The following is a 25,826-nucleotide window of genomic DNA, read 5'->3' on the forward strand; positions in this document are numbered from 1 at the left end:
GACAAGGTTACTGGGTGCACGTCCCCCATCTGGACGAGCGCCCGCCGCCCGCCACCGGCCAGGCGGGTGCGGGCCCTCGCCGGCGCCGGGCGGCCTCGCTACTGCCGGATGGCCCAGCCCCGCTCCCGCAGCGCCGCCGTCAGGACGGGCGCCGCCTTCGGCTCCACCATGAGCTGGACCAGGCCGGCCTGCTGCCCGGTCGCGTGCTCGATCCGTACGTCCTCGATGTTGACCCCGGCCTGCCCGGCGTCCGCGAAGATGCGGGCGAGCTGCCCCGGCTGGTCGTCGATGAGGACGGCCACGATCTCGTAGGCGCGCGGCGCGGAGCCGTGCTTGCCGGGCACGCGGACCTGCCCGGCGTTGCCGCGCCGCAGCACGTCCTCGATGCCGGCGGCGCCCTCGCGGCGCTTGGCGTCGTCGAAGGACTGGAGGGCGCGCAGCGCGCGGACCGTCTCGTCGAGGTCGGCGGAGAGGTCCGCGAGGAGGTCGGCGACCGGCCCGGGGTTCGCGGAGAGGATGTCGATCCACATCCGGGGGTCGGAGGCGGCGATCCGGGTCACGTCCCGGATGCCCTGCCCGCACAGCCGTACGGCGGACTCCTCGGCGTGCTCCAGGCGCGCGGCGACCATGCTGGACACCAGGTGCGGCATGTGCGAGACGAGGGCGACGGCGCGGTCGTGGGCGTCGGCGTCCATCACCACCGGGACGGCCCGGCAGTGCGAGACCAGTTCCAGGGCGAGGTTCAGCACCTCGGTGTCGGTGTCCGGGGTGGGGGTGAGCACCCAGGGGCGGCCCTCGAAGAGGTCGCCGGTCGCGGCGAGCGGCCCGGACTTCTCGCGGCCGGACATGGGGTGGGTGCCGATGTACGCCGACAGGTCGAGGCCGAGCGCCTCCAGCTCGCGCCGCGGGCCGCCCTTGACGCTGGCCACGTCGAGGTAGCCGCGGGCGGCGCCGCGCCGCATGGCGTCGGCGAGCACGGCGGCGACATGGGCGGGCGGGGCGGCGACGACGGCGAGGTCGACGGGCCCGTCGGGCGCCTCGTCGGTGCCGGCGCCGAGCGCGGCGGCGGTGCGGGCCTGCTCGGGGTCGCGGTCCTCGAGGTGCACGGTGACGCCGCGCTGGGCCAGGGCCAGGGCGGCGGAGGTGCCGATGAGGCCGGTGCCGATGACGAGTGCGGTCCTCACTGGGCGATGTCCTTGCGCAGAGCGGCGGCGGCGCCGAGGTAGACGTGGTCGATGTCCGCGCGGGCCCGGTCGGTCTCGACGTGGGCGAGGACGCGGACCACGCGGGGCATGGCGCCGGTGATGTCGAGTTCCTGGGCACAGATCAGCGGGACGTCGACGATGCCGAGCTTGCGGGCGGCGGCGGCCGGGAAGTCGCTGTGCAGGTCGGGCGTGGCCGTGAACCAGATGCTGATCAGGTCGTCGGCGGTGAGGCCGTTCCGCTCCAGGACGGCGGTGAGCAGGGCTCCGACCCGTGCGTCCATGTGCTCGGCGTCGTCCCGCTCCAGCTGGACGGCCCCCCGGACCGCTCGTACCGCCACGGCGCTGCTCCTCGTCGATGTGCGTACTGGCTGTGCGTCCGTCCAGCCTAGTCAGCCCGCCGCCGCCCGGCGCTCGCCGCCCGCGTCCTGAGACGCCGCGACCGCGTCCGGCCGGTGGACGGCGTCAGGGGTACGACGTCAGGGATCGCCCTCCCCTTTGTCGTCTTTATCGACTTACTGACCACAAAGGGGAGGGTGATCCACCGGCAAGCCGGTCTACAGGTCGACTTCCTTCATCAGCATCCCGACCTCCGTGTTCGACAGCCGCCGCAGCCAGCCCGACTTCTGGTCGCCGAGGGTGATCGGGCCGAAGGCGGTGCGCACCAGCTTCTCGACCGGGAAGCCGGCTTCGGCGAGCATGCGGCGCACGATGTGCTTGCGGCCCTCGTGCAGGGTCACCTCGACGAGGTAGTTCTTGCCGGTCTGCTCGACGACCCGGAAGTGGTCCGCGCGGGCGTAGCCGTCCTCCAGCTGGATGCCGTCCTTCAGCCGCTTGCCGAGGTCCCGCGGGATGGGCCCGGTGATCGCGGCCAGGTAGGTCTTCTTCACGCCGTACCGGGGGTGCGTCAGCCGGTGGGCCAGCTCGCCGTGGTTGGTGAGCAGGATGACGCCCTCGGTCTCGGTGTCCAGGCGCCCCACGTGGAACAGCCGGGTCTCCCGGTTGGTGACGTAGTCGCCGAGGCACTGGCGCCCCTCCGGGTCCTCCATGGTGGAGACGACGCCGGCCGGCTTGTTCAGCGAGAAGAACTGGTACGACTGCGTGGCCACGGTCAGGCCGTCCACCCGGATCTCGTCCTTCTCCGGGTCGACCCGCTTGCCCTGCTCCAGGACGATCTCGCCGTTCACCTCGACGCGGGCCTGCTCGATCAGCTCCTCGCAGGCGCGGCGCGAGCCGTAGCCCGCGCGGGCGAGAACCTTCTGCAGCCGCTCGCCCTCCTGCTCGGCGCCGGGGAAGGTCTTGGGCAGCTTGACGTCCTTCCTGCCCGCGTACCGCTCCCGGTTGCGCTCCTCGATCCGGGCCTCGTACTCCCGCGAGCGCGCCGGGGCCGTACGGCCGCGCTGGGGCTTCTTGGCGCCCTGCGGGCCGCCCTTGGCCGCGCCGCCGCGCCCGGCCTTCGGGCCGTCCTTCGTCGCGCCCGGGCCCACGTCGTAGCGGCGCTCCTCGGGGCGGGGCTTGCGGGGGCGGCCCTGCCCCTGCTTCTGGTCCCTGTCGTTGCCGGCTCCGCGGTAGTTACCGCGCCCGCCGCTCTTGCCGCTGCTTCGCATCAAAATTCCGTCTGGTCGTCTTCGTCGTCGGTGCCCGGGGTGCCCCGGGTGGCACCCGGCGCGTCATGGTCCGGCGCGTCCGGGTCGAACGACGGTACGCCTTCCTGGGTCTCGGCCTCGATCGCCTCCGCCTCCGGGAGGAAGGGCGCGAGCTCCGGGAGCTCGTCCAGGCCGCGCAGGCCCATTCGTTCCAGGAAGTAGTTCGTCGTCCTGTACAGGATCGCACCTGTTTCGGGTTCCGTGCCCGCCTCCTCGACCAGACCGCGCTGGAGGAGGGTGCGCATGACGCCGTCGCAGTTGACCCCGCGCACGGCGGAGACCCGGCTGCGGCTGACCGGCTGGCGGTACGCCACCACGGCCAGCGTCTCCAGGGCGGCCTGGGTGAGCCGGGCCGTCTGCCCGTCCAGGACGAGGCGTTCCACCGCGGCCGCGTACGTGGCGCGGGTGTAGAACCGCCAGCCGCCCGCGACGAACCGCAGGTCGAACCCGCGGCCCTGCGCGGTGTACTCGTCGGCCAGCTCCCGCAGGGCGTCGGCGACCTCGCGCCGGGGCCGCTCCAGGATCTTCGCCAGGTGCTCCTCGGTCGCGGGCTCGTCCACGACCATCAGGACGGCCTCCAGGGCCGGTTTGAGCGGCAGCTGTTCGACGGTGTCCTCGCTCATCGGGCCTTCCTCTCCTTCCCGGGCTTCCCGGGCTCCCGGGGCTCCTCGGGCGGCCGGTCGAACTCGTCGGTGACGTGCGGGGTCTCGTCCCCGTCGCCGCCGGTCCAGCGCACCAGCAGCTCCCCGAGGGCCGTCTCCTGCTCCAGCGCGACCGCCTTCTCCCGGTACAGCTCCAGCAGCGCCAGGAAGCGCGCGACGACGGTGAGGGTGTCGTCGGTGTCCGCGACGAGCGCCCGGAAGCTGGCCTCGCCGGCCTCCCGCAGGCGGGCGACGACGATCCCGGCCTGCTCCTGCACGCTGACGAGCGGCGCGTGGATGTGGTCGACGTACACCTGCGGTCTCGGCTTCGGCTGCATCGCCTTGACGGCGAGCTTCGCGAACCCTTCCGCGCCGATGCTGATGACCACCTCGGGCAGCAGCTCCGCGTGCTGGGGTTCGAGGCCGACGGTGCGCGGGTAGCGCCGGGCCTCCTCGTCCAGCCGCTCGCTGAAGATGTCCGCGATCCGCTTGTACGCGCGGTACTGGAGCAGCCGCGCGAACAGCAGGTCCCGGGCCTCCAGCAGCGCCAGGTCCGCCTCGTCCTCCACCTCGGCGACGGGCAGCAGCCGCGCCGCCTTCAAATCCAGCAGGGTGGCAGCGACGACCAGGAACTCGGTCGTCCGGTCCAGGTCCCAGTCCGGGCCCATCGCCCGGATGTGCGCCATGAACTCGTCGGTCACCTTGGACAGCGCGACCTCGGTGACGTCCAGCTTGTGCCGGGAGATCAGCTGGAGCAGCAGATCGAAGGGGCCCTCGAAGTTGGCGAGCCGCACCGTGAAGACACCGTCGGCCGGCTCCGCCTCCCCGGCGGGGGCCTCGGTGACGGGGGCCTCGGTGACATGGGCCTCGGTGACGTGGGCCGCGGACTCGGCCGGCGGCTCGGCGACCGGCTCAGGCTCAAGCTGCTCCGGCTGCTCAGGCTCAGGCTCCGGCAGGGCGACCCCCGGCCCCCTCCCCAGCGCACGCCGACGACCGGCACCGCCGGAGGAAGGGGGCCCAGGAGCGTCGTACGAGGTCATAGCCCCCGCAGGCTACCGCTACCGTCCGCGCAGCCGGCGTACGAGGATGCTGGCGTCCCCACGGGTCTCCAGATCGGCGAGCACGACGGCCACGGCCTCGCGCACGATCCGGCCCCGGTCGACGGCGAGCCCGTGCTCGCCGCGGAGCACGAGACGCGCGTGCTCCAGGTCCATCAGCTCCTCGGCGGAGACATAGACGGTGATCTTCTCGTCGTGCCGCTCGCGTCCGCTCGGCCGCCGCGTGGCCGTCCGCCCCCGCTTGCGGGGCGTGGCCGCGGCAGAACCTTCCTGCGCCGCCTGGCGCCGGGGGGCACGGTCCGCGCCGGCGGCCCGGCTGCGGGACTCCCCCGCCTCGGCCGGGTCCGGCTCCGCGGGCATGTGCTCGGCGCCGTCCCCGTCGCCGCCCTGAGCGGGCACGGCCTGCGGGGCGTCGTCCGCGACGGCCGCGTCGCCCTCCCCGGCCGGCGCCGGCACCCGGGGCTCGCCGCCCGCCGGGCGCCGGGGAGTGGACGGCTGGAGTGCCATTCCCCCTGTCGTACGGAACAGTTCGTCGGCCCCCGGCAGACTCACTCGGCGTGACACCGGGCGAGCACCTCCCTGGCGAGCTGGCGGTAGGCGGCGGCACCGACGGAGTTGGAGGCGTACGTGGTGATCGGCTCACCGGCGACCGTGGTCTCCGGGAAGCGGACCGTGCGCCCGATGACCGTGTGGTAGACGTGGTCGTCGAACGCCTCGACGACCCGCGCGAGCACCTCCCGGCTGTGCACGGTGCGCGAGTCGTACATCGTGGCGAGGATCCCGTCGAGCTCCAGCTCCGGGTTGAGCCGCTCCTGGACCTTCTCGATGGTCTCGGTCAGCAGCGCCACACCGCGCAGGGCGAAGAACTCGCACTCCAGCGGCACGATCACCTTGTGGGCGGCGGTCAGCGCGTTGACCGTGAGCAGGCCGAGCGAGGGCTGACAGTCGATGACGATGTAGTCGTAGTCGGGCAGCAGGGGCTTCAGCGCCCGCTGCAGCGACGACTCGCGGGCGACCTCGGAGACCAGCTGGACCTCGGCCGCGGACAGGTCGATGTTGCTGGGCAGCAGGTCCATGTTGGGGACCGCCGTCTTCAGCAGCACCTCGTCGGCCGACATGCCCCGCTCCATGAGCAGGTTGTAGACCGTGAGGTCGAGCTCCATCGGGTTGACACCGAGTCCGACCGACAGCGCGCCCTGCGGGTCGAAGTCCACGAGCAGCACGCGACGGCCGTACTCCGCGAGCGCGGCGCCCAGGTTGATGGCGGACGTGGTCTTGCCGACGCCGCCCTTCTGGTTGCACATCGCGATGATCTTCGCGGGGCCGTGGTCGGTGAGCGGGCCCGGGATCGGGAAGTACGGCAGCGGACGCCCGGTCGGGCCGATGCGCTCGCGGCGCTGGCGGGCCGCGTCGGGCGCGAGCGTGGCCGCGTACTCGGGGTCGGGCTCGTACTCGGCGTCGGGGTCGTAGAAGTGCCCCTCGGGCAGTTCCTCGTAGTCGGCGAAGTGGTTGTGGGGCGCGCCACTTCCGTCGCCGGCAATGGCGTTCACGTGATGGCCATCCATGCTCTGGGGTGCTGTCTGAGCCATGTGGGGGCTGGCTTGGCTCTGGTGGGCTGCGAAGGTTCGGACAGCGACGGAGCCGACAGCCTCGAGCCCCGTGGGGCCCTGACCCCGCGTAGGCATTCCTGGTTGACCACCCCCGGGAGAAAATGTCGACTCATTCACAAGTCGTCTTACCTCCTTGGTGACCAGGAAACTTCTAGACAAGGTCAGCGTGGCACCATGCCGACGGTTGGCGACTCTATGGCGTGTCGGGCGTCCGCAGCAACACAATCCGCCGGACCCGGCCCGATGTGTCGGCAATGAAACATCCCGCTGTCAAGGGCGTACGGGCGTCGCACAGCAGGTTTTGCGGGTGTGCGAATCGGTTAAAGGGATACGTTCGAGGCGAGTTGACCGAGCCTCGCAAAGTGACCATACACACATGCGGCCGGACCTTGTCGGGCAAGGTCCGGCCGTGTGCTCGCGGTTGACGACACCTGTTGACGTATCGCCTTTTACCTGGGGATGACTTGAACCCGACGGTCAGCCGAGCAGCGACTCGAGCTCGACGTGCTCCAGGCCGTGCGCCTCGGCGACCTCCTTGTAAACGACCTTGCCGTCATGGGTGTTGAGACCCTTGGCGAGCGCGGGGTCACGGCGCAGCGCCTCGACCCAGCCGTTGTTGGCCAGCGACACGATGTACGGCAGCGTGGCGTTGGTGAGGGCGTTGGTGGAGGTGTTCGGGACGGCGCCGGGCATGTTGGCGACGCAGTAGAAGATCGAGTTGTGAACCTGGAAGGTCGGCTCGGCGTGCGTGGTCGGCCGGGAGTCCTCGAAGCAGCCGCCCTGGTCGATCGCGATGTCGACAAGGACACTTCCGGGCTTCATCCGGGAGACCAGCTCGTTGGTGACGAGCTTCGGGGCCTTGGCGCCCGGGATGAGGACGGCGCCGATGACGAGGTCGGCGTCGAGGACGGCCTTCTCCAGCTCGAAGGAGTTGGACATGACGGCCTTGACCTTCGTGCCGAAGATCTTGTCGGCCTCGCGCAGCTTGTTGATGTCGCGGTCCAGCAGGGTCACGTCGAAGCCCATGCCGACGGCGATCTGGGTGGCGTTCCAGCCGGAGACGCCGCCGCCGATGACCACGGCCTTGGCCGGGGTGACGCCGGGGACGCCGCCGGGCAGGACACCGCGGCCGCCGTTGGCGCGCATCAGGTGGTAGGCGCCGACCTGCGGGGCAAGGCGGCCCGCGACCTCGGACATCGGGGCGAGCAGCGGCAGGGCGCGGCTCGGCAGCTCGACCGTCTCGTAGGCGATGGCGGTGGTGCCGGACGCGATCAGGGCGTCCGTGCACTCCTTGGACGCGGCCAGGTGCAGGTAGGTGAAGAGGGTCTGGTCCTTGCGGAGGCGGTGGTACTCCTCCGCGATCGGCTCCTTGACCTTCAGCAGCAGGTCGGCGGCGGCCCAGACCTCGTCGGCGGTGCCGAGGATCTCGGCACCGGCCGCGACGTACTCCTCGTCCGTGATCGAGGAGCCGACGCCGGCGTTGCGCTCGATGACGACCTGGTGGCCGTTGCGCACCAGCTCGTGCACGCCGGCGGGGGTGATGGCCACCCGGAACTCGTTGTTCTTGACCTCGCGGGGGATGCCGACCTTCACGTCGATCACGGTCCTTGGCTCAGAGGGGGGTGTGGTACGCGACATACCCGGATGTACAGGGGCACACCGGGAGACACCGCAGGAGAACGTGCGGCAGAGCCAGTCTAATGAAGGTGTTCCCGCTGTCTAGCCTTTCATTGCATCAATCTTCACCGGATGTACTGCGGATTTCGCAGGCGTTAGCCGCAGGTTCCGGCTGTGGATCTTCCGGATCACCCTCCTGCTCGCTCTCCTGGAGCTCCTCCCCCAGCATGCGCTCGGCCGCGCTGCGGTGCAGTCCGGCCGCCGGCGAGTCGCCGAGACGGTCCAGCGTGTCGGCGATCCGCAGGTGCAGCGCCGCCTGCAGCCGGACGTCCTCCGCGCGGCGCGCCCACTCCACCGCCTCCTGGCAGGTGCGCAGCGACTCCTCGGGCCGCCCCGCGTACTCCTGCACCCGGGCGAGTTCGCTCAACGCCCGCGCGTGCGCGGCGAGATCGCCGAGCTTGCGGTAGCCGGCGACGGCCGCCCGCCAGTTGCGCGCCGCCTCGCCGTAGCGGCCCGCGTAGGTGTGGGCGGCGGCGATCCGGCCGTAGAGGCGGGCGGCGTCGGCGCGCTCGTCGCGGGCGAGGCGCTGGACCAGCGCCCGGCCGTACCAGTCGGTGGCGCGGTCGAAGTCGCCCAGCTCCTCGTGGGCACCGCCTACGGATTCCATCGCGCGGCCGGTCGCATACGGGTCGTTCGCCTCGCGCCCGGCGTCCAGCGCGGCCCGGTAGCGCACCAGGGCCTCGGCTGTACGGCCGGTCTGGGCGTCCAGATCGGCCAGGTTCAGCAGGGCCGCCGCGCGCTCCCGCGGCAGGTTCTGCCGCTCGGCCACATCCAGGACCAGCTGGTGGATGCCGTACAGGTCGGCCGCGGCGGCCTGGGTGCCGAAGTGCGCGACCAGGGCCCGCACCAGCTGGGACAGCAGCCGCCGGGCCAGGGTGTCCAGCTCCCCGTCGGCGACCGCGAGGCGGGCCGCGGCCAGCAGCGCGGGCCGGCGGATGCGCAGCCAGTCGGCCGCCGCCCGCGGGCTGGGGAAGCGCAGCGAGCGCGGCATGCCGAGCAGCTTGGCGCGGGCGTGCGGGCTGTCCGTCTCGGTGATGGCCCGGCAGGACTGGAGCAGTCGCACCGTCCGCTCCAGCATCCGGGCCCGGGCCAGCTGGAGCTCGGCCGGTTTGTCGTGGGCCTCGGTGAGGGCGCGCAGCAGCGGGTGCAGGGCGCCCGGCACGTCGTACTGCGGCAGCGGTGAGCGCACCGGGTGCAGCAGGCCGCGGACGACGAAGTCGTCCAGGATGGCGCGGGCCGTGCTGACCGAGCAGCCGGCGAGCGCGGAGGCGGTGTGCGGGTCGACGTACCCGGCGGGGGCGAGGGCGAGCAGGCGCAGTATCCGGGCGGCGGGCACGGGCAGGGAGACGTAGACGAGCCGGAAGACCCGGCTGAGCGGGGTGCCCGCGATCTCCTCGCCGTCCTCGGCGCGCAGATGCTTGGCGAGGTCGGCGACGGCCGCCATGGGGCGGGCCGCCAGCCAGCCGCCGGCGAGGACCAGCGCGGCGGGCTGGGCCTGGCACTCCTCGACCAGGTGCTCGGCGGAGCGCGGGTCGACGGTGATCCGCACCGAGCCGGTGTGCCGGGACAGCAGCTCCACGGCCGACTTGGTGTCCAGGCCGCCCAGGGTGCACGGGCGGACGTCGGGGATCCCGGTGAGCGGCCCCTGCGAGACGGCGACGACCAGGCACTCCGGGGTGTCCGGAATCAGGGCGTCCACCTGCTCGGCGTCGGCCGCGTCGTCCAGCAGCAGGACGGTCCGGCGGTCGGCCAGGGCCTCGCGCAGCGCCGCCGCGAGATCGTCCTCGGCGGCACCGGCCGGGGCCGGCAGGTCCAGCTCGGCGAGCAGGTCGCGGGCGGCGCGGGCGACCGGGACGGGGGTGCCGTCCGGGTCGCTGAGCCGGGCGCGCAGCACCCCGTCCGGGTAGCGGTGGGCGACCTGCCGGACCAGTTCCTCGGCGAGCGCGGTCCGGCCGGAGCCGGGCCGGCCGGCGATCAGCAGCACCCGGGCGCGGGGCGCCTTGCGGCCGGCCAGGGTGTCCAGTCCGGCGCGCTCGATGTCCGCCAGCAGTTCCTTCAGCTCCCGCGTACGGCCCAGGAACTCGATCCCCTGCGACGTGTGTCCCGACAGCTCCACGCCGCCTGTGTCCACCGCCTGATCCGTCACGGGCCACACTCCCGTCCCACCACACGCGCACGGCCCGCCGGGACCCCGGTACGGGCCTTCCAACCTGCTCTTTTCCGACTCACCGGCCGTCGGGGCAGGCCCCTTCGGCTCACTCGCGAAGAGCCTAGTTCACGCTCTGCGACGATCCGGGGAGAGCGCGACGGGGAGGTCCCCCGATCGGATCAGGCGATCGTCACACCGGGGAGGCGGACCGGAGCGGCCCGCGGGACCGGGCGACGGGCCGGGGGGCGGTAGCCAGCGGGACGTGGGGTCGGAACGTGCGGCCAGGACGTGAGGTCAGGACGACGTGCGACGTGCGGTGAGGACGACGTGCGACGTGCGGTCAGGACGCGAACGGCCGCGCCGGCCACGGTGCCTCGGCCGGGCGCAGGGCGTCCAGGCCCTGTCCGGCGCGGGCGGCGACCAGCGAGAGGACGCCCACGACGAGGCAGTTGTTGTGCAGCTCGCCGGCCAGCACCCCGCGCACCAGGTCGTCGACCGGCACGCGCTCCAGCTCCATGTCGGCCTCTTCGTGCTCGACCTCGAAGCGCTCGCCCTCGGCCTCGGACAGTTCGCGGGCGAGGAAGATGCGCACGGCCTCGTCGCAGCCGCCGGGCGTGGTGTAGACGTCGGTCAGCACCCGCCAGTCCTCGGCCTTGACGTGTGCCTCCTCGTACAGCTCGCGCTGGGCGGCGTGCAGCGGGTTCTCGCCCTCCACGTCCAGCAGTCCGGCCGGGATCTCCCAGAGCTTGTGGCGCACCGGGTGCCGGTACTGGCGCAGCACCAGGACGCGGTCGGCGTCGTCGAGGGCGAGGACGGCGACCGAGCCGGGGTGGACCTGGTAGTCGCGGCGGACCACCGTGCCGTCGGGCATGACCACGTCGTCGGTGCGGACGGAGGTCTTGTTGCCCACGAAGGGGGTCTCCGTGGCCCGGATCTCCCACTCCTCGGCGGTGTCCTTGATCGTCATGCCCTGTCCTTCCAGACGTACGGGAGCAGTCGTACCGAAAAAGCCGGGGCGCGTCCCCGTGAGAAGGACGCACCCCGGCCACCGTACAACCGTTGGGTCAGTCGCCCGTCTTCGCCGTCTTGCGCTCGACCGCCGCCTTGACCAGGCCGGCGAACAGCGGGTGCGGGCGGGTCGGGCGGGACCGCAGTTCCGGGTGTGCCTGGGTGGCCACGAGGTACGGGTGGACCTCACGGGGGTACTCCACGTACTCGACCAGCTTGCCGTCCGGGGAGGTGCCCGAGAACTGGATGCCCGCCTTCTTCTCCAGCTCCGCGCGGTACGCGTTGTTCACCTCGTACCGGTGACGGTGCCGCTCCTCGACGTACTCCTTGCCGTCGTAGACCTCGCGCACGATGGAGCCCTCGGCCAGCTTCGCCGGGTACATGCCCAGGCGCATGGTGCCGCCCATGTCGCCCTCGCCGGCCACGATGTCCAGCTGCTCGGCCATGGTGGAGATCACCGGGTGGGCGGTGGCCGGGTCGAACTCGGTGGAGTTGGCGTCGGGGATGCCGGCCAGGTTGCGCGCGGCCTCGATCACGATGCACTGCAGGCCCAGGCAGAGGCCGAGCAGCGGGATCTTGTTCTCGCGGGCGTACTGGATCGCGCCGACCTTGCCGGAGACACCGCGGTCGCCGAAGCCGCCGGGGATGCAGATCGCGTCCACGTCGCCGAGCTGCTCGGCGGCGCCGGCGGGGGTGCGGCAGTCGTCGGAGGCGACCCACTTGATCTTGACGCGGGTGCGGTTGGCGAAGCCGCCGGCGCGCAGCGCCTCGGTCACCGACAGGTACGCGTCGGGCAGGTCGATGTACTTGCCGACCAGCGCGAGGGTGATCTCGTGCCGCGGGTTGTGGACGCGGTCGAGCAGGTCGTCCCAGGTCGTCCAGTCCACGTCACGGAAGGGCAGGTCCAGCTTGCGGACGGCGTAGGCGTCCAGGCCCTCGGCGTGCACGACCTTCGGGATGTCGTAGATCGAGGGGGCGTCGGGGCAGGCCACGACGGCGGCCTCGTCGACGTCGCACATCAGCGAGATCTTGCGCTTGATGGCGGTCGGCACCTCGCGGTCGCAGCGCAGCACGATGGCGTCCGGCTGGATGCCGATGTTGCGCAGGGCGGCGACGGAGTGCTGGGTCGGCTTGGTCTTCAGCTCGCCGGACGGGCCGATGTAGGGCAGAAGGGAGATGTGCACCACGAAGACGTTGTCGCGGCCGACCTCGTGCCGGACCTGGCGGACGGTCTCCAGGAACGGCAGCGACTCGATGTCGCCGACGGTGCCGCCGACCTCGGTGATGACGACGTCGACGTCCTCCGCCGCCATCCTGCGGATGCGATGCTTGATCTCGTTGGTGATGTGCGGGATGACCTGGACCGTGTCGCCCAGGTACTCGCCGCGGCGCTCCTTGGCGATCACCGTGGAGTAGACCTGGCCCGTCGTGACGTTGGCGGAGCCGTCCAGGTCGCGGTCGAGGAACCGCTCGTAGTGGCCGATGTCCAGGTCGGTCTCGGCTCCGTCGTTGGTGACGAACACCTCACCGTGCTGGAAGGGGTTCATCGTGCCCGGGTCGACGTTGATGTACGGGTCGAGCTTCTGCATGACGACGCGCAGGCCCCGCGCCTTCAGCAGCATCCCGAGGCTGGAGGCGGTCAGGCCCTTGCCGAGCGAGGAGGCGACACCCCCGGTGACGAAGATGTGCTTGGTCGTCGTGGATTTGGGCGGCATGGCCAAAGGGGGGCTCCCGTGGTCTCGGTCTGGGGGTGCGGTGCGGCTTCCCGGCCCGGTGGTACCGGGGTTTACTGGAGGAGCCGTCGCTGCGGTTCGGGGGTTCTACGCCCACCGGTCCACGGGCTACCAGGGTATCAGCGCCGCGGCGGGATGGCGCCCGGCGACGCTCTGCGCACGCCCCGCCACGGACGTGAACCGCTCACCCGTTCCTCACCCACTGCTCACTCGTTCGGCGCAAGCGGGTTGCCGGGAGCGGCACGCAGATCATCTACGTGCGTCGTATCCTGCTCGGACACTCGCTGCCGAGCCCGCCGGCCGAACGGCACCACCCCCGCCCGTAAGAAACCGGAACAACGAGAGCTCGTCAGATCGTTGAGTGACGACTGTCGTCCGGCGTCAACGGCTCGGCGACGGTTTTGCTTCACTGATCAACGACGCACTACAACGACCCCTTGACCGCACTAGCGAAAGCCCCCTCTGTTCGGGGCTACGTGGCCGTTCGACTGGAGTTAGCACGTGGCCGGGCGCATCGAAGACTACGCACTCATCGGAGACATGCAGACCGCTGCCCTGGTCTGCCGGGACGGCACAGTCGACTGGCTGTGCCTGCCCCGCTTCGACTCGCACGCCATCTTCGCCGGTCTGCTGGGCACCGAGGAACACGGCTTCTGGCGGATCGGCCCCTCGCACCCCGCGGACACCGAGCCGCCCACCGCGGCCCGGCGCAGCTACCGCGGCGACTCGCTGATCCTCGAGTCCGAGTGGGACACCCTGCGCGGCACGGTCCGGGTGATCGACTTCATGCCGCCGCGTGACGGCGCGCCCCAGCTGATCCGGATCGTGGAGGGCGTCTCCGGCCGGGTCCCGATGCGGTCGGCGCTGCGCATGCGGTTCTCGTACGGCCGGGTGGTGCCCTGGGTGCACAAGCACGAGGGCCGCACGGTGGCCGTGGCCGGTCCCGACTCGGTCTGGTACGACACCCCTGCCGAGACCGAGGGCAAGCAGCTGACCACCTACTCCGACTTCACGGTCTCCCCCGGCGAGCGCATCGCGTTCACCATCTCCTGGCAGCCCTCCCACAAGGAGGCGCCGCCGCTGCCGGAGCCGGAGCAGTCGCTGGAGGCGACGGAGGAGTTCTGGCGCGAGTGGGTGGAGCACTGCACGTACCACGGCCCCTACCGGGAGCCGGTGATCCGCTCCCTGATCACGCTGAAGGCGCTGACGTACGCCCCGACCGGCGGCATCGTCGCCGCCCCGACGACCTCCCTGCCGGAGGACATCGGCGGCGTGCGCAACTGGGACTACCGCTACACCTGGCTGCGGGACGCGGCGATCACCCTGTCCTCGCTGCTGCGCACCGGCTACCGCGAGGAGGCCCGCGCCTGGCGCGAGTGGCTGCTGCGGGCGGTCGCGGGCGACCCGGAGAACCTGCAGATCATGTACGGCATCGCGGGCGAGCGCGAGCTGGGCGAGGCCGAGCTGGACTGGCTGCCCGGCTACGAGAACTCGGCGCCCGTCCGGGTCGGCAACGGCGCCGCGCACCAGCTCCAGCTGGACGTGTACGGCGAGGTCACCGAGGCCCTGCACCTGGCCCACATGACCGGCCTGTCCCGCAGCGACTACGCCTCGCTGCTCCAGTTGAAGCTGATCAGCTACCTGGAGAAGCACTGGCAGGAGCCGGACGAGGGCATCTGGGAGGTGCGCGGCCCGCGCCGCCACTTCGTGCACTCCAAGGTGATGGCGTGGGTCGCCGTCGACCGCACCATCAAGCTGATCGAGTCCGGTGACGCGGACGGCCCGCTGGAGCGCTGGAAGGAACTGCGCGACGACATCCACCGCGAGGTGTGCGAGAAGGGCTACGACAAGGAGCGCAACACCTTCACGCAGTCGTACGGCTCGAAGGAGCTGGACGCGTCGCTGCTGCTGATCCCGCAGGTGGGCTTCCTGCCGCCGGACGACAAGCGGGTGATCGGCACCGTCGAGGCGATCCAGCGCGAGCTGTCCACCCCGGACGGCTTCATCCTGCGCTACCCGACCCAGGGTGACGACGAGGGCGTCGACGGCCTGCCCGGCGACGAGGGCGCCTTCCTGGCGTGCTCGTTCTGGATGGCCGACGACCTCGCGATGATCGGCCGGGTCGACGAGGCCCGCAAGCTGTTCGAGAAGCTGCTGTCGCTCCGCAACGACCTGGGCCTGCTCGCCGAGGAGTGGGACCCGCGCCTGCAGCGCCAGGTCGGCAACTTCCCGCAGGCCTTCAGCCACGTCCCGCTGATCGACACGGCGCTGCGGCTGACGGCCTCGGGCGCCTACGGCGGCTGAGCGGGCCGCCCCGGCCGGGCCCGCCTAGGCTGGAAGCACCCCTTGCCCCTGTTGCCGGAAGGGGGCGGCGATGGCTTCCCGATCGAAGGCCGGCACGGCGCTGGCCGCGCTGCGCGAGGATCTGGCCGGTGACGTGTTCGCACCGGGGGACGCCGGCTACGACGAGGCCCGGACCGTCTTCAACGCCATGATCGACCGCCGCCCGGCGGTGATCGCGCAGTGCGCCCACGCGGACGACGTGGTGCGCGCGGTGCGGTTCGGCCGGGAGCTGGACCTCAACATCGCGGTGCGCGGCGGCGGGCACAGCGTGGCCGGGATGGGCCTCAACGACAACGGGCTGGTCGTGGATCTGCGCCGGATGCACGGGGTCACGGTCCATCCGGGCGCCGGCGCGGTCCGGGTGGAGGGCGGGGCCACCATGAGCCACCTCGACCGGGCGACCCAGCCGTTCGGCCTGGCCACCACGGGCGGGCGGGCCTCGACGACCGGTGTCGGCGGTTTCGTGCTGGGCGGCGGCAGCGGCTGGCTGGACCGCTGCTTCGGGCTCGCGGTGGACAACCTGCTGGGCGTGGAGCTGGTCACCGCCGACGGCGAGCGGGTCCGGGCCGGCGCCGACGAGAATCCCGACCTGTTCTGGGCGCTGCACGGCGGCGGCGGCAACTTCGGGGTCGCCACCGCGCTCACCCTCAGGCTGCACGAGCTGCCCGAGTTCGCCATCGCCCTGCTGCTGTACCGCCCGGAGCTGGGCCGCGAGGCGGTGCGGGCCTACCGGGAGGTCATCGAGTCGGGGCCGCTGGAGGCGGGCGGCGCGGTGCTGTACCTCACCGGCCCGCCGCAGGAGTTCGTCCCGCCGCACCTGGTCGGCACGCTGCTGTGCGCGGTGCTGGTGACGTACGCGGGCGCCGAGGAGGACCTGCGCGAGGTGGCCGAGCCGCTGCTGGGCCTGCCGCACGAGGCGGAGGTCGTCGGCGCGATGCCGTACGCCGACGTGCAGTGCATGATCGACGATCCGCCGGGGATGCGGAACCACTGGTCGGCGGAGTACCTGACGGGCGCCCCGGACGACTTCGTGGACGTGTTCTGCGCGCTCGCGGACACCATGCCGGTGCCGACCGGCACCCAGCACGTCCTGTTCCCGCTGGGCGGGGCCGTCGCCGACGGCCCCGCCGAGTACCCCGTGCCCTACCGGGACTCCCCGTGGGCGGTGCACCCGTTCGGCATCTGGGAGGACCCCGCCGACGACCGGCGGTGCGTCCCGTGGGTCCGCGCCGTGCGCGAGCGGGTCCGTCCCTGGACGACCGGCGCGGTCTACCTCAACTTCATCGGCGACGAGGGCACCGACCGGGTCCGGGCGGGCCTGGGCGCACAGAACGCCGCCCGGCTCGGCCTGCTCAAGCGCCGCTGGGACCCGGACAACGTCTTCCGCTTCAACCACAACATCAGGCCCACCTGACCCGCGCCACGCCTTACAGCACCGCGTCGATCACCTCCCGCGCCGCCCGCTCCCCCTCGGTCGCGCCGCCTTCCATGAACCCCTGGAAGTCGTAGGAGCAGTGCTCGCCGCCGATGTGGATGTTGCCCTGCGGGGTGCCCTCGTAGCCCGCGTACCGGTGCAGATAGCCCACCGGCCAGTAGGAGTAGGCGCCCTGGGCGTACGGGTTCAGGTGCCAGGCCGACAGCTGGGCCCTGCCGGTCCAGGCGGCCGAGGTGCCGGGGAAGAAGGTGTCGATCTGCCGGGTGTGGGACGCCGCGAGCCGCGCCACGTACGGGTCGCTCTCGGTGGAGAAGGGTCCGGCGGGCGCGAGCGCGCGGGCGAGGCGGCCGCCGTGGTACTGGATGAGGATGCCGCCCGTGCCCGGCTGGATCTTGGTGGTGTCCCAGGTCTGCTGCACCGGAAGGTCGGTGAAGCAGTCCCCGGCGGACACGCCGGGCCAGGCTCCCCTGCCGCGCCAGGGGCGGGTCGAGGACTGCAGGTTGAGCTTGGTGCAGTGGCCCATGCGGGCGTCTCTCAGCAGGCTGGTCATCCGGCTGTCGAACCCGGCCCGGCTCAGGTCGAGCTGCTTGAGCACGGGCAGCGGCACGCACAGGATCGTGTGGTCGGCGGTGACCGTGCGGGTGGCGCCCGCCTCGGCGAACGTCAGGGTCTGGGTGCCGTCGGCGTTGGCCCGTACGGCCTGCAGCGCCCAGCCGTGCCGGATGGTGCCGTCGGGCAGGTGGCCGGCGATGGCGCGCGGGAGGCGGTCGTTGCCGCCGGTGATGTGGTAGCGCTCGTTGGACAGGCCCCAGATGTTGAAGTCGCCGGGATTGGTCTGGTAGCCCATCAGCAGCACCAGGGCGAGCGAGGACTGCTCGGTGGTGTCGGCGCCGTACTCGACGGTGTAGGCGACGTCGATGAACCGGCCGAGCGGGGAGTCGTGGCCGCCGGGCACCCGGGTCTCGATCCAGTCGTGTATCGACAGGGTGTCCAGGGCGGTCCCCGTCGGGGTCGTCCGGTTCCACTTCACCTCCCCCGCCTCGATCAGGTCGCGGTGCATGGCCTGGTAGACCGCCTTGAAGTCCTCGTTGGCGTGCTCGCGCGGGTAGTACTCGCCGTGGAACCACAGCACTTCCTCGGCGCCGTTGGGTCCGCCGCCGAGGAAGTCCTCGACCGGCAGCGAGAAGCGGCGGCACAGTTCCAGCATCTTCTTGTGGCTGGTGTCGATCAGCTCGCCGCCGATCTCCGAGGTCTGGCCGTACGCCCAGTGGTCGCGCTGGGTGTACACGCGACCGCCGACCCGGCCGGGGTGCGCCTCGTAGAGGGTGCAGCGCAGTCCGGCGTCGTGGAGGGTGAGCGCCGCGGTGAGTCCGGCGAGGCCGGCGCCGACCACGGCGATCCGGGGCGCGGCGGCGGTCGCGGCCGCCGCGGGCGCGGCCGTGACGGCGGTGGCGGCGGTGGCGGTGGCGGCGAGGGCCGCGGCGCCCTTCAGGACGGACCGGCGCCGCAGCCGGGCCGCCTCCTCGACCGGCACGCCCAGCGCGTGCGCGGCGGCGTGGTCGGCGGTGAGGGAACGCAGGACGTGCAGGGCATGCGTACGGGACATGGTGCGGCTCCTCAGACGGTGGCGGGTGCTTCCTCGGCGGCGTCGGCGTCGTCGCCGGCGCCGCCGTCGTCCGTGCGCTCGGCCGCGTCCTCCAGGACGATCCGGCCGATGATCTCGTAGCGTTCCGGCTTGCGGGCCCGCAGATACAGCCCGAGCCCGAGGCCGCCGAAGAAGACCAGCCCGACGATCCACGGGATGGCCCGGAAGAGCAGGGAGCCGGCCGCCGTCCCGGCCGCGGTGTCCAGGTTGGCCACCAGCAGCCCCACGACGGCGATCATGCCGATGCCGCCGAGCAGCGGGGCGGTGAGGGTGCGGAACCAGTGCCGGTCCTCGGGGTGGTTGCGGCGGAAGTAGCCGATGACCGCGAACGAGCACAGGGTCTGCACGATGAGGATCGCCATCGTGCCGAGGATCGCGAGCAGGGTGTACAGGTGGATGTACGGGTCCTGCCCGGTCGCCCAGAACGCGCCGACCAGCGCCACCGCGATGACCGACTGCGCGAAGGAGGCGACGTACGGCGAACCGTGGCGGACGTGGGTGCGGCCGAGCGCCGGGTGCAGGAAGCCCTCGCGACCGATGGCGTAGAGGTAGCGGGCCGCGCACTGGTGGAAGGCCATGCCGCAGGCGAAGGACCCGGTGATCAGCAGCCACTGGAAGGCGTCGACCGCCCAGGCGCCGATGTAGGCGTGCGCCGGGTCGAAGAACAGGTCGAGCGGGCTCGTGCCGGAGGAGACCTCGACCGAGCCCTTCAGCCCGTTGCCGGCGATGGTCATCCAGGAGACGTAGATGTAGAACAGGCCGACGCCGACCACGGAGATCAGGGTGGCGCGGGGGATGACGCGCTTGGGGTCGCGGGACTCCTCGCCGTACATCGCCGTCGACTCGAAGCCGACCCACGACCAGAAGGCGAAGAACAGGCCGAGTCCGGCGGAGGTCCCGGTGAAGGCGTTCGCCGGGTTGACCGGCTCGACGGGGATGCCGTCGGGGCCGCCGCCCTTGAGGAGGACCGCGGTGGCGACCGCGAAGAGCACGGCGATCTCGGCGACCAGCATCACGCCGAGCGCCTTCGCCGTCAGGTTGATGTCGAAGTACGACAGCACGGCCGTCACCAGCAGCATCGCCGCGGCGTACACGATCCACGGCAGGTCGAGGCCGAGCTGGTCCTCGACGGTGGTCTGCGCGAAGTAGGAGAAGACCCCGACGATGGACGCCTCGAAGACGATGTACGCGAGCACCGCGAGCATCCCGGAAGCCATGCCGGTGATGCGGCCCAGGCCGTGCGAGATGTAGCCGTAGAAGGCGCCCGCGGCGGTGATCCGGCGGGCCATGGCGACATAGCCGACGGAGAACACCGTCAGGACCAGGGTGGCGAAGAGGTAGCCGGCCGGCGCGCCCGTGCCGTTGCCGAAGCCGACCGCGATGGGCAGGTTGCCGGTCATCGCGGTGATCGGCGCGGCGGTCGCCACCGCCATGAACACCACGCCCACCAGGCCCACGGAGTTCGCCTTCAGCCGGTGTACCTCGCGTGTGGGTGTGTGCTCCAGCGTGGGTGTTTCTGCCATTCCCGCCCCTCTCACAGAACCGTGACAACGAAATCCGTAGTTCGCTCGGCCGTTCCCCTGCGAATGCGTCAGTGTTGCGGCGGAGTGACGCACACCACAACAGACAGGCGGTCTCACAATCCGGCGCCGGGGGCGACGCATTGTCGTGCCGCGGCGCCCGGTGATCGTCGCCGTAACCGTCCGGAGATGTCGCCGGAACACGCGCGCCGGTAGCGTCCGCTGCATGGACAGCCGTACGGACCGACGATTCGACAGCCAGGACGCCGGCATCACCGTGCAGCGGGCCCTGGAGCTGCCGGGCCTGCGCAGCGGCCTGCCCGAGGTGCTGGCAGGCGGGGACCGGTTGCAGCGCACCGTGCGCTGGGTGCACGCGGGCGAGGTACCGAACATCGCCTCCCTGCTCAAGGGCGGCGAACTGCTGCTGACCACGGGCTACGGCCTCGGCACCCGCCCCGCCGAACAGCGCGCCTTCGTCCGCACCCTCGCCGAGCGCGGCATCGCCGCCCTGGTGGTCGAGCTGGGCCCGCGCTTCACCCGGCTGCCCGCCGCCCTCGTCGACACCGCCCGCGCGGCCGGTCTGCCGCTGGTCCAGCTGCACCGCGAGGTGCCGTTCGTGACGGTCACCGAGGAGATCCACACCGAGATCGTCAACGGCCACTACGCCCTGCTCCAGCGCGCCGAGGAGGTGCACCGCCGCTGCACCGAGGCGCTGCTCGGCGGGGGCGGGATCCCCCAGGTCCTCGGCATCCTCGCCGACTTCGGCGCCAATCCGGTGTTCCTGGAGACCTTCGACGGGCAGCTGCTGTACGCGGCGGGCGCCGGGCCCGAGGGCGCCGACCCGCTCCAGGTGTGGGAGGGCCTGCGCGGCCCGCACAAGGACGCCCCGCCGCCCGCCGGTTCGGTCCTCGTGGACGTGCCGGGCGGCGGCCCCGGCGCGGGCTCGGTCCGCGCCCGCCTGGTGCTGCTGCCGGTGCGGGGCCCGCTCGCGCCCGTGCACCGGATCGCCGCCGAGCGGGCCGCGGGCATCCTCGCCGTCGTGCTGATGCAGGCCCGCCAGGAGGAGGAGCTGGCCGCGCGCGGACGCGGCGACTTCCTCACCGACCTCGCCGAGGGCCGGATCACTCCGGAGGACGCCCCGGCCCAGGCCCGCGTCCTCGGCTTCAAGCCGGGCGACAGCCCGCTGCTGCCGGTGGTGATGCGGCTCGGCGACACGCTCGCGCCGGCCGGGGGCACCGCCCGCGCGAGCGTGGCCGAGAGCGGGGGAGGCTGGGCGGTCCTCGCCCGCGCGGTCGCCGAGGAGCTGGCGGCGGTGGGCGTACCGGTGCTGCTGGGCGTCCGGCCGGTCGAGGGCCGGGTGCCCCTGCTGCTGGGACTGCGCTCGGAGTCGGAGCGCGCGGCCGTCGCCGACCGGGTCGCCGCGGCGCTGCGCGCGGGCGTGGAACGGGCCGGGATCCAGCGGCCGGGCGCGCCGCCGCCCGTGGTGGTGGTCGGGGTCGCGGGCGGCTGGGCCGCGGCCTCCGCCGGGCTGCGGCACGCGGCGGAGACCGCCACCGCGGCACAGGGCCTGAGCGACCGCCCCTGGTACGACGCCCGGCGCCTCGACATCGACCTGCTGCTGTGGCGGCTGCGCGACCACCCCGACCTGGCCGCCTTCGTGGACCGGGCCATCGGGCCCGTCCGCGACCACGACCGCCGCTCCCGTCCTCCGCTGCTGCCCACCCTGGAGACCTACCTGGCCCATGCCGGCCGCAAGGCGGAGACGGCCCGCGAACTGCACCTGAACCGTCAGACCCTCTACAACCGCCTGGCCCGCATCGGCGAACTCCTGGGCACCGACCTGGACGACCCCCAGGCGGTCCTGGCCCTCTCCCTGGCCCTGCGCGCCCGCCGGCACGTGGGCCGGGCGTCACCGCGGGCCGGCTGAGCGGCCCCGCTCCGACGGGCCGCCGCCCGTGCTCGGCGGCCTCGGCCCGCCAACGGCCCCGGCGCGCGAGCGGCACCGGCACCCCGCCACCGGGTCACCGTGACGCCGGCCGACTCAGCCCCGCCCGTCCCGCCCCGTCCGCCCCCTCAGAGCAACGGCTGAGGCTGCGTCAACTCGTCGTACACGCTCAGCACCTGGGCGACCGTCTCGTCCTCCGTCGGCCAGGTCGCCGCCTGGCGTACGCCCCGCTCGCGCAGCACCGCGCGGCGTTCCGGGTCGGCGAGGAGGCGTACGACGGCCGCGGCGAAGGCCTCGGCCTCGCCGGGCGGGACCAGTTCGGCCGCGTCGCCGACCAGTTCGGGGACGCCGGCGACGGCGGTCGCCACCAGGGGCACGCGCGCGTAGAGGGCCTCCTGGGCGAGCAGGGACCGCGACTCCCGGCAGCCCGGCAGCAGGGCCAGGTCGGCCGCCCCGAGCAGCGCGCCGACGTCGTTCCGCCGTCCCACGAGCCGCACGGGCAGCCGCTCGCTGTCGATCCGGCTCTGCAGGCGTGCCCGCAGCGGCCCCTCCCCCGCGACCACGACGACCGGTGCGGGATCCAGCTCCCGCCACGACCGCGCGGCGTCCAGCAGCAGGTCGTACCCGCGCTGCTGGTCCAGTGCGCCGACGGCGAGCAGCAACGGCCGCCCGATGGCGCCGAGTTCGGCCCGCACCTTGGACCGCTGCCGGTCCGGGTCGCCGCGCTCGGCGGGCGTCCGCGGGCCCGGCAGGGCGACGGCGGCGAGCCGCGCGTCGCGCGCGCCCGTGCGGCGCGCCCGGTCCACGAGGTCCGAGCTGGTGCCGAGCACGACGGCGGCGGCCTTCGCCACCCGCCGCTCCAGGATCCGCAGCAGATGCCCGCGCGCGCCCTCGGCGTGGGCCCGGTTGTGCCAGGTGACGACCAGGGGGATGCGTTTGCCGCTGAGCGCGAGCGCCGCGCGGAAGGAGGCGTGCAGTCCGTGCGCGTGCACCAGGTCCGCGTCGGCGCAGGCGGCCCGCAGCGCGGCCACGGAGACGGGGTCGCTGCTGCGCGGCACGTGGACGTGCTCGGCGCCGGCCCCGGTGAAGTCGTAGGCGTGATCGGCCTCCTCGGGGGCGCACACGGTGACCCGCACGCCCCGCGCGACGAGCCCCGCGGCCAGCGACCGCACATGGGCGCTGCTGCCGGCGTTGCCGCCGCCCAGCACCTGCACGGTGCGCAGCGACGACTGGCCGTGCGGTGAGTGGCTGCTCACGGGGGTCACGTGGCCCGGCTCCTGCTTCGGCGTCGATCGGTCACGACGGTCACGGAGAAACGTACAGAAAGGTCGTGCGGAGGGGGTGTACCGCACGGCGACCTCCCCGTACTCCGCCAAGGATGCCAGTCCGTACGCCCGTTCCGGGAACGCCGCACACCCTTGCGCCGCCCGCGCGCAGGGCAACACGACGCCTGACACCCCCCACACGAGTGAACCGGCGAGCCGCGGGAGTGACCTGACGCCCCTCACCCGTGACCCGGTCCCCACCGAGCAACCGGCGCCCCGCACATCGGGCCCGGCGGCTCACCCCCGCGCGCCCGCGAGCGCGCTCACCCGCTCCCCGCACACGGCGGCGGCCACCACCGCGCCGGCGTGCGCGGCCAGCCCCACGCGTCCGGTGCCCGCGACCACGGCCGCCCCGAGCGCCGCGCCCAGGGCGTGCGCCCCGGCGTCGCCGATCATCGCCCGCCGGCCGAGGTCGTCCGGCAGTACGGCGCCCGCGGCCCCCACCGCGGCGGCGGCCAGCTCCGCCGCCGGCCCCTCGCGCAGCAGCCCCGGCGCCCCGAGGGCGAGTACGGCGCCGGCGGCCCGCCCCGGCCGCACGTCGACGAGGTTCACGGCGTGCGCGGCCCCGGCGATCACCACCCCCGCCAGCACCTTGTCCACCGGCCGCTCCCTCATCCGCGCCCCCGCGAGCAGCCCGGCGGCACAGATCCCGAACAGCTTGACGGCGCCGCTGGTCACCTCGCCGTCCCGCAGGGCGGCCAGGTGCGCGCGGAACCCGCGCCGCGGGTCGCCGGGCCCGGCGAAGTCGTCGTACGCCCCGCAGGCCCCCGCGACCGCCACGGCGACCCCGGCGGCGGGGCGCACCCGCCCGGCCGCGACCGCGGTGGCCAGGGCGGCCGCCGGACCGGCGTACAGCTCGACGGTGCGGCCGGCGAAGTTCTCGCGCTGCCAGCGGCCGTGGCCGCCGGGGGCGAGGGCGCGCAGGGCGGCGGTGGCGGCGCGGGTGAGGAGACCGGAGATTCCCATCGAGACGATCATCCGGTCACCCTAAGGGTGTGTCCTCGCCGGTCATGACGGGCTCCCGGCACTGATCCGTAACCGGCCCGATCGACGGGACACCCCGTGGAGGCGGCGAGCGGCCGGGGGGCTACCCGGCGGCGTCCGCGCGGGCCGCCGCCAGCAGCTCCTCCGCGTGCGCCCGGGCGGTCTCGGAGTCCTCCTGCCCGGCCAGCATCCGGGACAGCTCCCGGATCCGCTCCTCGCCCTCCAGCACCTTCACCCCGGACCGCGTCACCGACCCGTCGTTCGTCTTCTCCACCAGCAGCTGCCGGTCGGCGAACGCCGCGACCTGCGGCAGATGCGTCACGACGACCACCTGCGCGGTCTTCGCCAGCCGCGCGAGGCGCCGCCCGATCTCCACCGCGGCCTTGCCGCCGACCCCGGCGTCCACCTCGTCGAAGAGATAGGTCGGCACCGGATCGGTGCCCGCGAACACGACCTCCACGGCGAGCATCACCCGGGACAGCTCACCTCCGGAGGCGCCCTTGGCGATGGGCCGCGGCGGCGCCCCCGGATGGGGCGCGAGCAGCAGCTCGACCTCGTCGACACCGCTCGGCCCGTACGCGACGGTCCGCCCGCCGACCTCGACGCCCTCGGGGTCCTCGGTCTGCCGGATGGCGAACGACACCCGCGCGTGCGGCATGGCGAGCGAGGCCAGTTCGGCGGTGACCGCCGCGGCGAACCGCTCGGCGGCCTCGGTGCGCGCGTCCGTGAGCGCCTGCGCGAGGTCGCCGAGTTCGGCGCGCAGCGCGTCCCGCTCGGCGGTCAGCTCCTCGATGCGCGTGTCGTCGCCGTCCAGCTCGGTCAGCCGGGCGGCGGCCCGCTCGGCCCAGGCGAGCACGGCGGCGACGTCCTCGCCGTACTTGCGGGTCAGCGCGCCCAGCGCGGCCCGCCGCTCCTCGACGGCCGCGAGCCGCAGCGGATCGGCGTCCAGGTCGTCGGCGTACCCGGCCAGCTCCCCGGCCACGTCGCCCAGCAGGATGCCGATCTCCCCGATCCGCTCGGCGAGCGCCGCCAGCGCCGGGTCGTGCGACCGTACGGCCTCCAGGGCCCGGTGGGCGCCCGCGACCAGCGTCGAGGCGTCGACCCCCTCGGGGTCCTCCGGATTGCCCGCCAGGGCGGCGTGGGCGGCCGCGGCGGCGGACGCCAGCGCCTCGGCGTGCCCCAGCCGCTCGGCCTCCTCGGCCAGCTCGGCGTCCTCCCCGGCGCGCGGCTCCACGGCGGCGATCTCGTCGAGGCCGTAGCGCAGCATGTCGGCCTCCTGGGCCCGCTCACGCGCGCGCGTGGTGATCTCCTCCAGCTCGGCGGAGACGGCCCGCAGCCGCTTGTAGGCCTCGCCGTACTTGGCGAGCGGCACGGCGACCGCGTCCCCGGCGTACCGGTCGAGCGCCTGGCGCTGCCGGGACTGCTTCAGCAGCCCCTGCTGGTCGGTCTGCCCGTGCACGGCCACCAGCTCGTCGGCCAGCTCCGCCAGCAGCCCCACCGGCACGGACCGCCCGCCCAGATGCGCCCGGGACCGTCCTTCGGCGGAGACGGTACGGCTGACCAGCAGCGCCCCGTCGTCGAGCTCGGCCCCGGCCTCCTCGGCGCGCAGCGCCACGGAGGCGTCGCCGGGCAGCGCGATCCGCCCCTCGACGACCGCTTTCTCGGCCCCGATCCGCACCAACGCCGGGTCCGCCCGTCCACCGAGCAGCAGGCCCAGGCTGGTGACCACCATGGTCTTGCCCGCGCCCGTCTCACCCGTGACAGCGGTGAACCCGGGCGACAGCTCGACCACGGCGTCGTCGATGACTCCGAGCGACCGTATCCGCATCTCCTCCAACACGGACAAGACCATACGAGGTCTGTGTCCGCGCGTGCGACCGCCCCACCCTTGTCACCCTCGTGAGC

At 73.2% G+C, this 25,826-nt stretch carries 19 protein-coding genes; 3 read left to right on the plus strand and 16 right to left on the minus strand.

The window, feature by feature from the left end; genetic code table 11:
• Positions 1–98 precede the first annotated feature (98 nt).
• From G7Z13_RS07260 to G7Z13_RS07310, 11 genes are all read right to left on the minus strand, one after another.
• Positions 99–1,184, minus strand: coding sequence for a prephenate dehydrogenase (locus G7Z13_RS07260; protein ID WP_165997153.1), 1,086 nt, complete (start codon positions 1,182–1,184; stop codon positions 99–101).
• A complete protein-coding gene (aroH, locus tag G7Z13_RS07265) occupies positions 1,181–1,543 on the minus strand; it encodes a chorismate mutase (RefSeq protein ID WP_165997154.1) in 363 nt (120 codons plus the stop codon). Before aroH ends, G7Z13_RS07260 begins: the two co-directional genes overlap by 4 nt.
• A gap of 216 nt (positions 1,544–1,759) precedes the next feature.
• Positions 1,760–2,809, minus strand: coding sequence for a pseudouridine synthase (locus tag G7Z13_RS07270; protein ID WP_165997156.1), 1,050 nt, complete (start codon positions 2,807–2,809; stop codon positions 1,760–1,762).
• Positions 2,809–3,471, minus strand: coding sequence for an SMC-Scp complex subunit ScpB (gene scpB / locus G7Z13_RS07275; RefSeq protein WP_165997157.1), 663 nt, complete (start codon positions 3,469–3,471; stop codon positions 2,809–2,811). Before scpB ends, G7Z13_RS07270 begins: the two co-directional genes overlap by 1 nt.
• Complete coding sequence (locus G7Z13_RS07280) at positions 3,468–4,529, minus strand: segregation/condensation protein A (protein ID WP_165997158.1); 1,062 nt, start codon at positions 4,527–4,529, stop codon at positions 3,468–3,470. Before G7Z13_RS07280 ends, scpB begins: the two co-directional genes overlap by 4 nt.
• A gap of 18 nt (positions 4,530–4,547) precedes the next feature.
• Entirely contained in the window at positions 4,548–5,111 is a 564-nt protein-coding gene (locus G7Z13_RS07285) for a hypothetical protein (protein WP_165997160.1), read from the minus strand.
• Complete coding sequence (locus G7Z13_RS07290; RefSeq protein ID WP_165997161.1) at positions 5,096–6,232, minus strand: ParA family protein; 1,137 nt, start codon at positions 6,230–6,232, stop codon at positions 5,096–5,098. The genes G7Z13_RS07285 and G7Z13_RS07290 overlap by 16 nt, the downstream gene beginning before the upstream one ends.
• Before the next feature lie 402 nt (positions 6,233–6,634).
• Positions 6,635–7,759 (minus strand): alanine dehydrogenase, encoded by a 1,125-nt coding sequence (gene ald / locus G7Z13_RS07295; protein WP_206313019.1) that lies wholly within the window; start codon positions 7,757–7,759, stop codon positions 6,635–6,637.
• Between the two features lie 133 nt (positions 7,760–7,892).
• Positions 7,893–9,980, minus strand: coding sequence for a tetratricopeptide repeat protein (locus tag G7Z13_RS07300; protein ID WP_165997162.1), 2,088 nt, complete (start codon positions 9,978–9,980; stop codon positions 7,893–7,895).
• A gap of 343 nt (positions 9,981–10,323) precedes the next feature.
• Positions 10,324–10,950 carry an NUDIX hydrolase gene (locus tag G7Z13_RS07305; protein ID WP_165997163.1) on the minus strand — a complete coding sequence of 209 codons (627 nt, stop codon included), beginning with the start codon at positions 10,948–10,950 and terminating at the stop codon, positions 10,324–10,326.
• Positions 10,951–11,047: 97 nt separating this feature from the next.
• Positions 11,048–12,706 (minus strand): CTP synthase, encoded by a 1,659-nt coding sequence (locus G7Z13_RS07310; RefSeq protein ID WP_165997165.1) that lies wholly within the window; start codon positions 12,704–12,706, stop codon positions 11,048–11,050.
• Positions 12,707–13,225: 519 nt separating this feature from the next.
• On the opposite strand from G7Z13_RS07310, the gene G7Z13_RS07315 reads away from it, so the two are divergent.
• On the plus strand, positions 13,226–15,028 hold the full coding sequence (locus tag G7Z13_RS07315; RefSeq protein WP_165997166.1) for a glycoside hydrolase family 15 protein: 1,803 nt from the start codon (positions 13,226–13,228) through the stop codon (positions 15,026–15,028).
• A 70-nt stretch (positions 15,029–15,098) separates the two neighbouring features.
• Complete coding sequence (locus G7Z13_RS07320; RefSeq protein ID WP_165997167.1) at positions 15,099–16,481, plus strand: FAD-binding oxidoreductase; 1,383 nt, start codon at positions 15,099–15,101, stop codon at positions 16,479–16,481.
• Positions 16,482–16,494: 13 nt separating this feature from the next.
• Here G7Z13_RS07320 and G7Z13_RS07325 read toward each other — a convergent pair whose 3' ends face one another.
• Positions 16,495–18,108, minus strand: coding sequence for an NAD(P)/FAD-dependent oxidoreductase (locus tag G7Z13_RS07325; protein ID WP_165997169.1), 1,614 nt, complete (start codon positions 18,106–18,108; stop codon positions 16,495–16,497).
• Positions 18,109–18,119: 11 nt separating this feature from the next.
• Entirely contained in the window at positions 18,120–19,670 is a 1,551-nt protein-coding gene (locus G7Z13_RS07330) for an APC family permease (RefSeq protein WP_206313020.1), read from the minus strand.
• Between the two features lie 223 nt (positions 19,671–19,893).
• Between G7Z13_RS07330 and G7Z13_RS07335 the strand changes: the two genes are divergently transcribed.
• Positions 19,894–21,594, plus strand: coding sequence for a PucR family transcriptional regulator (locus G7Z13_RS07335; RefSeq protein ID WP_165997170.1), 1,701 nt, complete (start codon positions 19,894–19,896; stop codon positions 21,592–21,594).
• Between the two features lie 146 nt (positions 21,595–21,740).
• Here G7Z13_RS07335 and G7Z13_RS07340 read toward each other — a convergent pair whose 3' ends face one another.
• From G7Z13_RS07340 to recN, 3 genes are all read right to left on the minus strand, one after another.
• Positions 21,741–22,877: a glycosyltransferase family 4 protein gene (locus tag G7Z13_RS07340; RefSeq protein ID WP_165997171.1), complete on the minus strand. Its 1,137-nt coding sequence runs from the start codon at positions 22,875–22,877 to the stop codon at positions 21,741–21,743.
• Between the two features lie 297 nt (positions 22,878–23,174).
• Positions 23,175–23,915 carry a hypothetical protein gene (locus tag G7Z13_RS07345; RefSeq protein WP_165997173.1) on the minus strand — a complete coding sequence of 247 codons (741 nt, stop codon included), beginning with the start codon at positions 23,913–23,915 and terminating at the stop codon, positions 23,175–23,177.
• Positions 23,916–24,024: 109 nt separating this feature from the next.
• Entirely contained in the window at positions 24,025–25,773 is a 1,749-nt protein-coding gene (gene recN / locus G7Z13_RS07350) for a DNA repair protein RecN (RefSeq protein ID WP_206313021.1), read from the minus strand.
• Positions 25,774–25,826: the final 53 nt, after the last annotated feature.

It is taken from the genome of Streptomyces sp. JB150 (genome assembly GCF_011193355.1).
Lineage (GTDB): Bacteria > Actinomycetota > Actinomycetes > Streptomycetales > Streptomycetaceae > Streptomyces.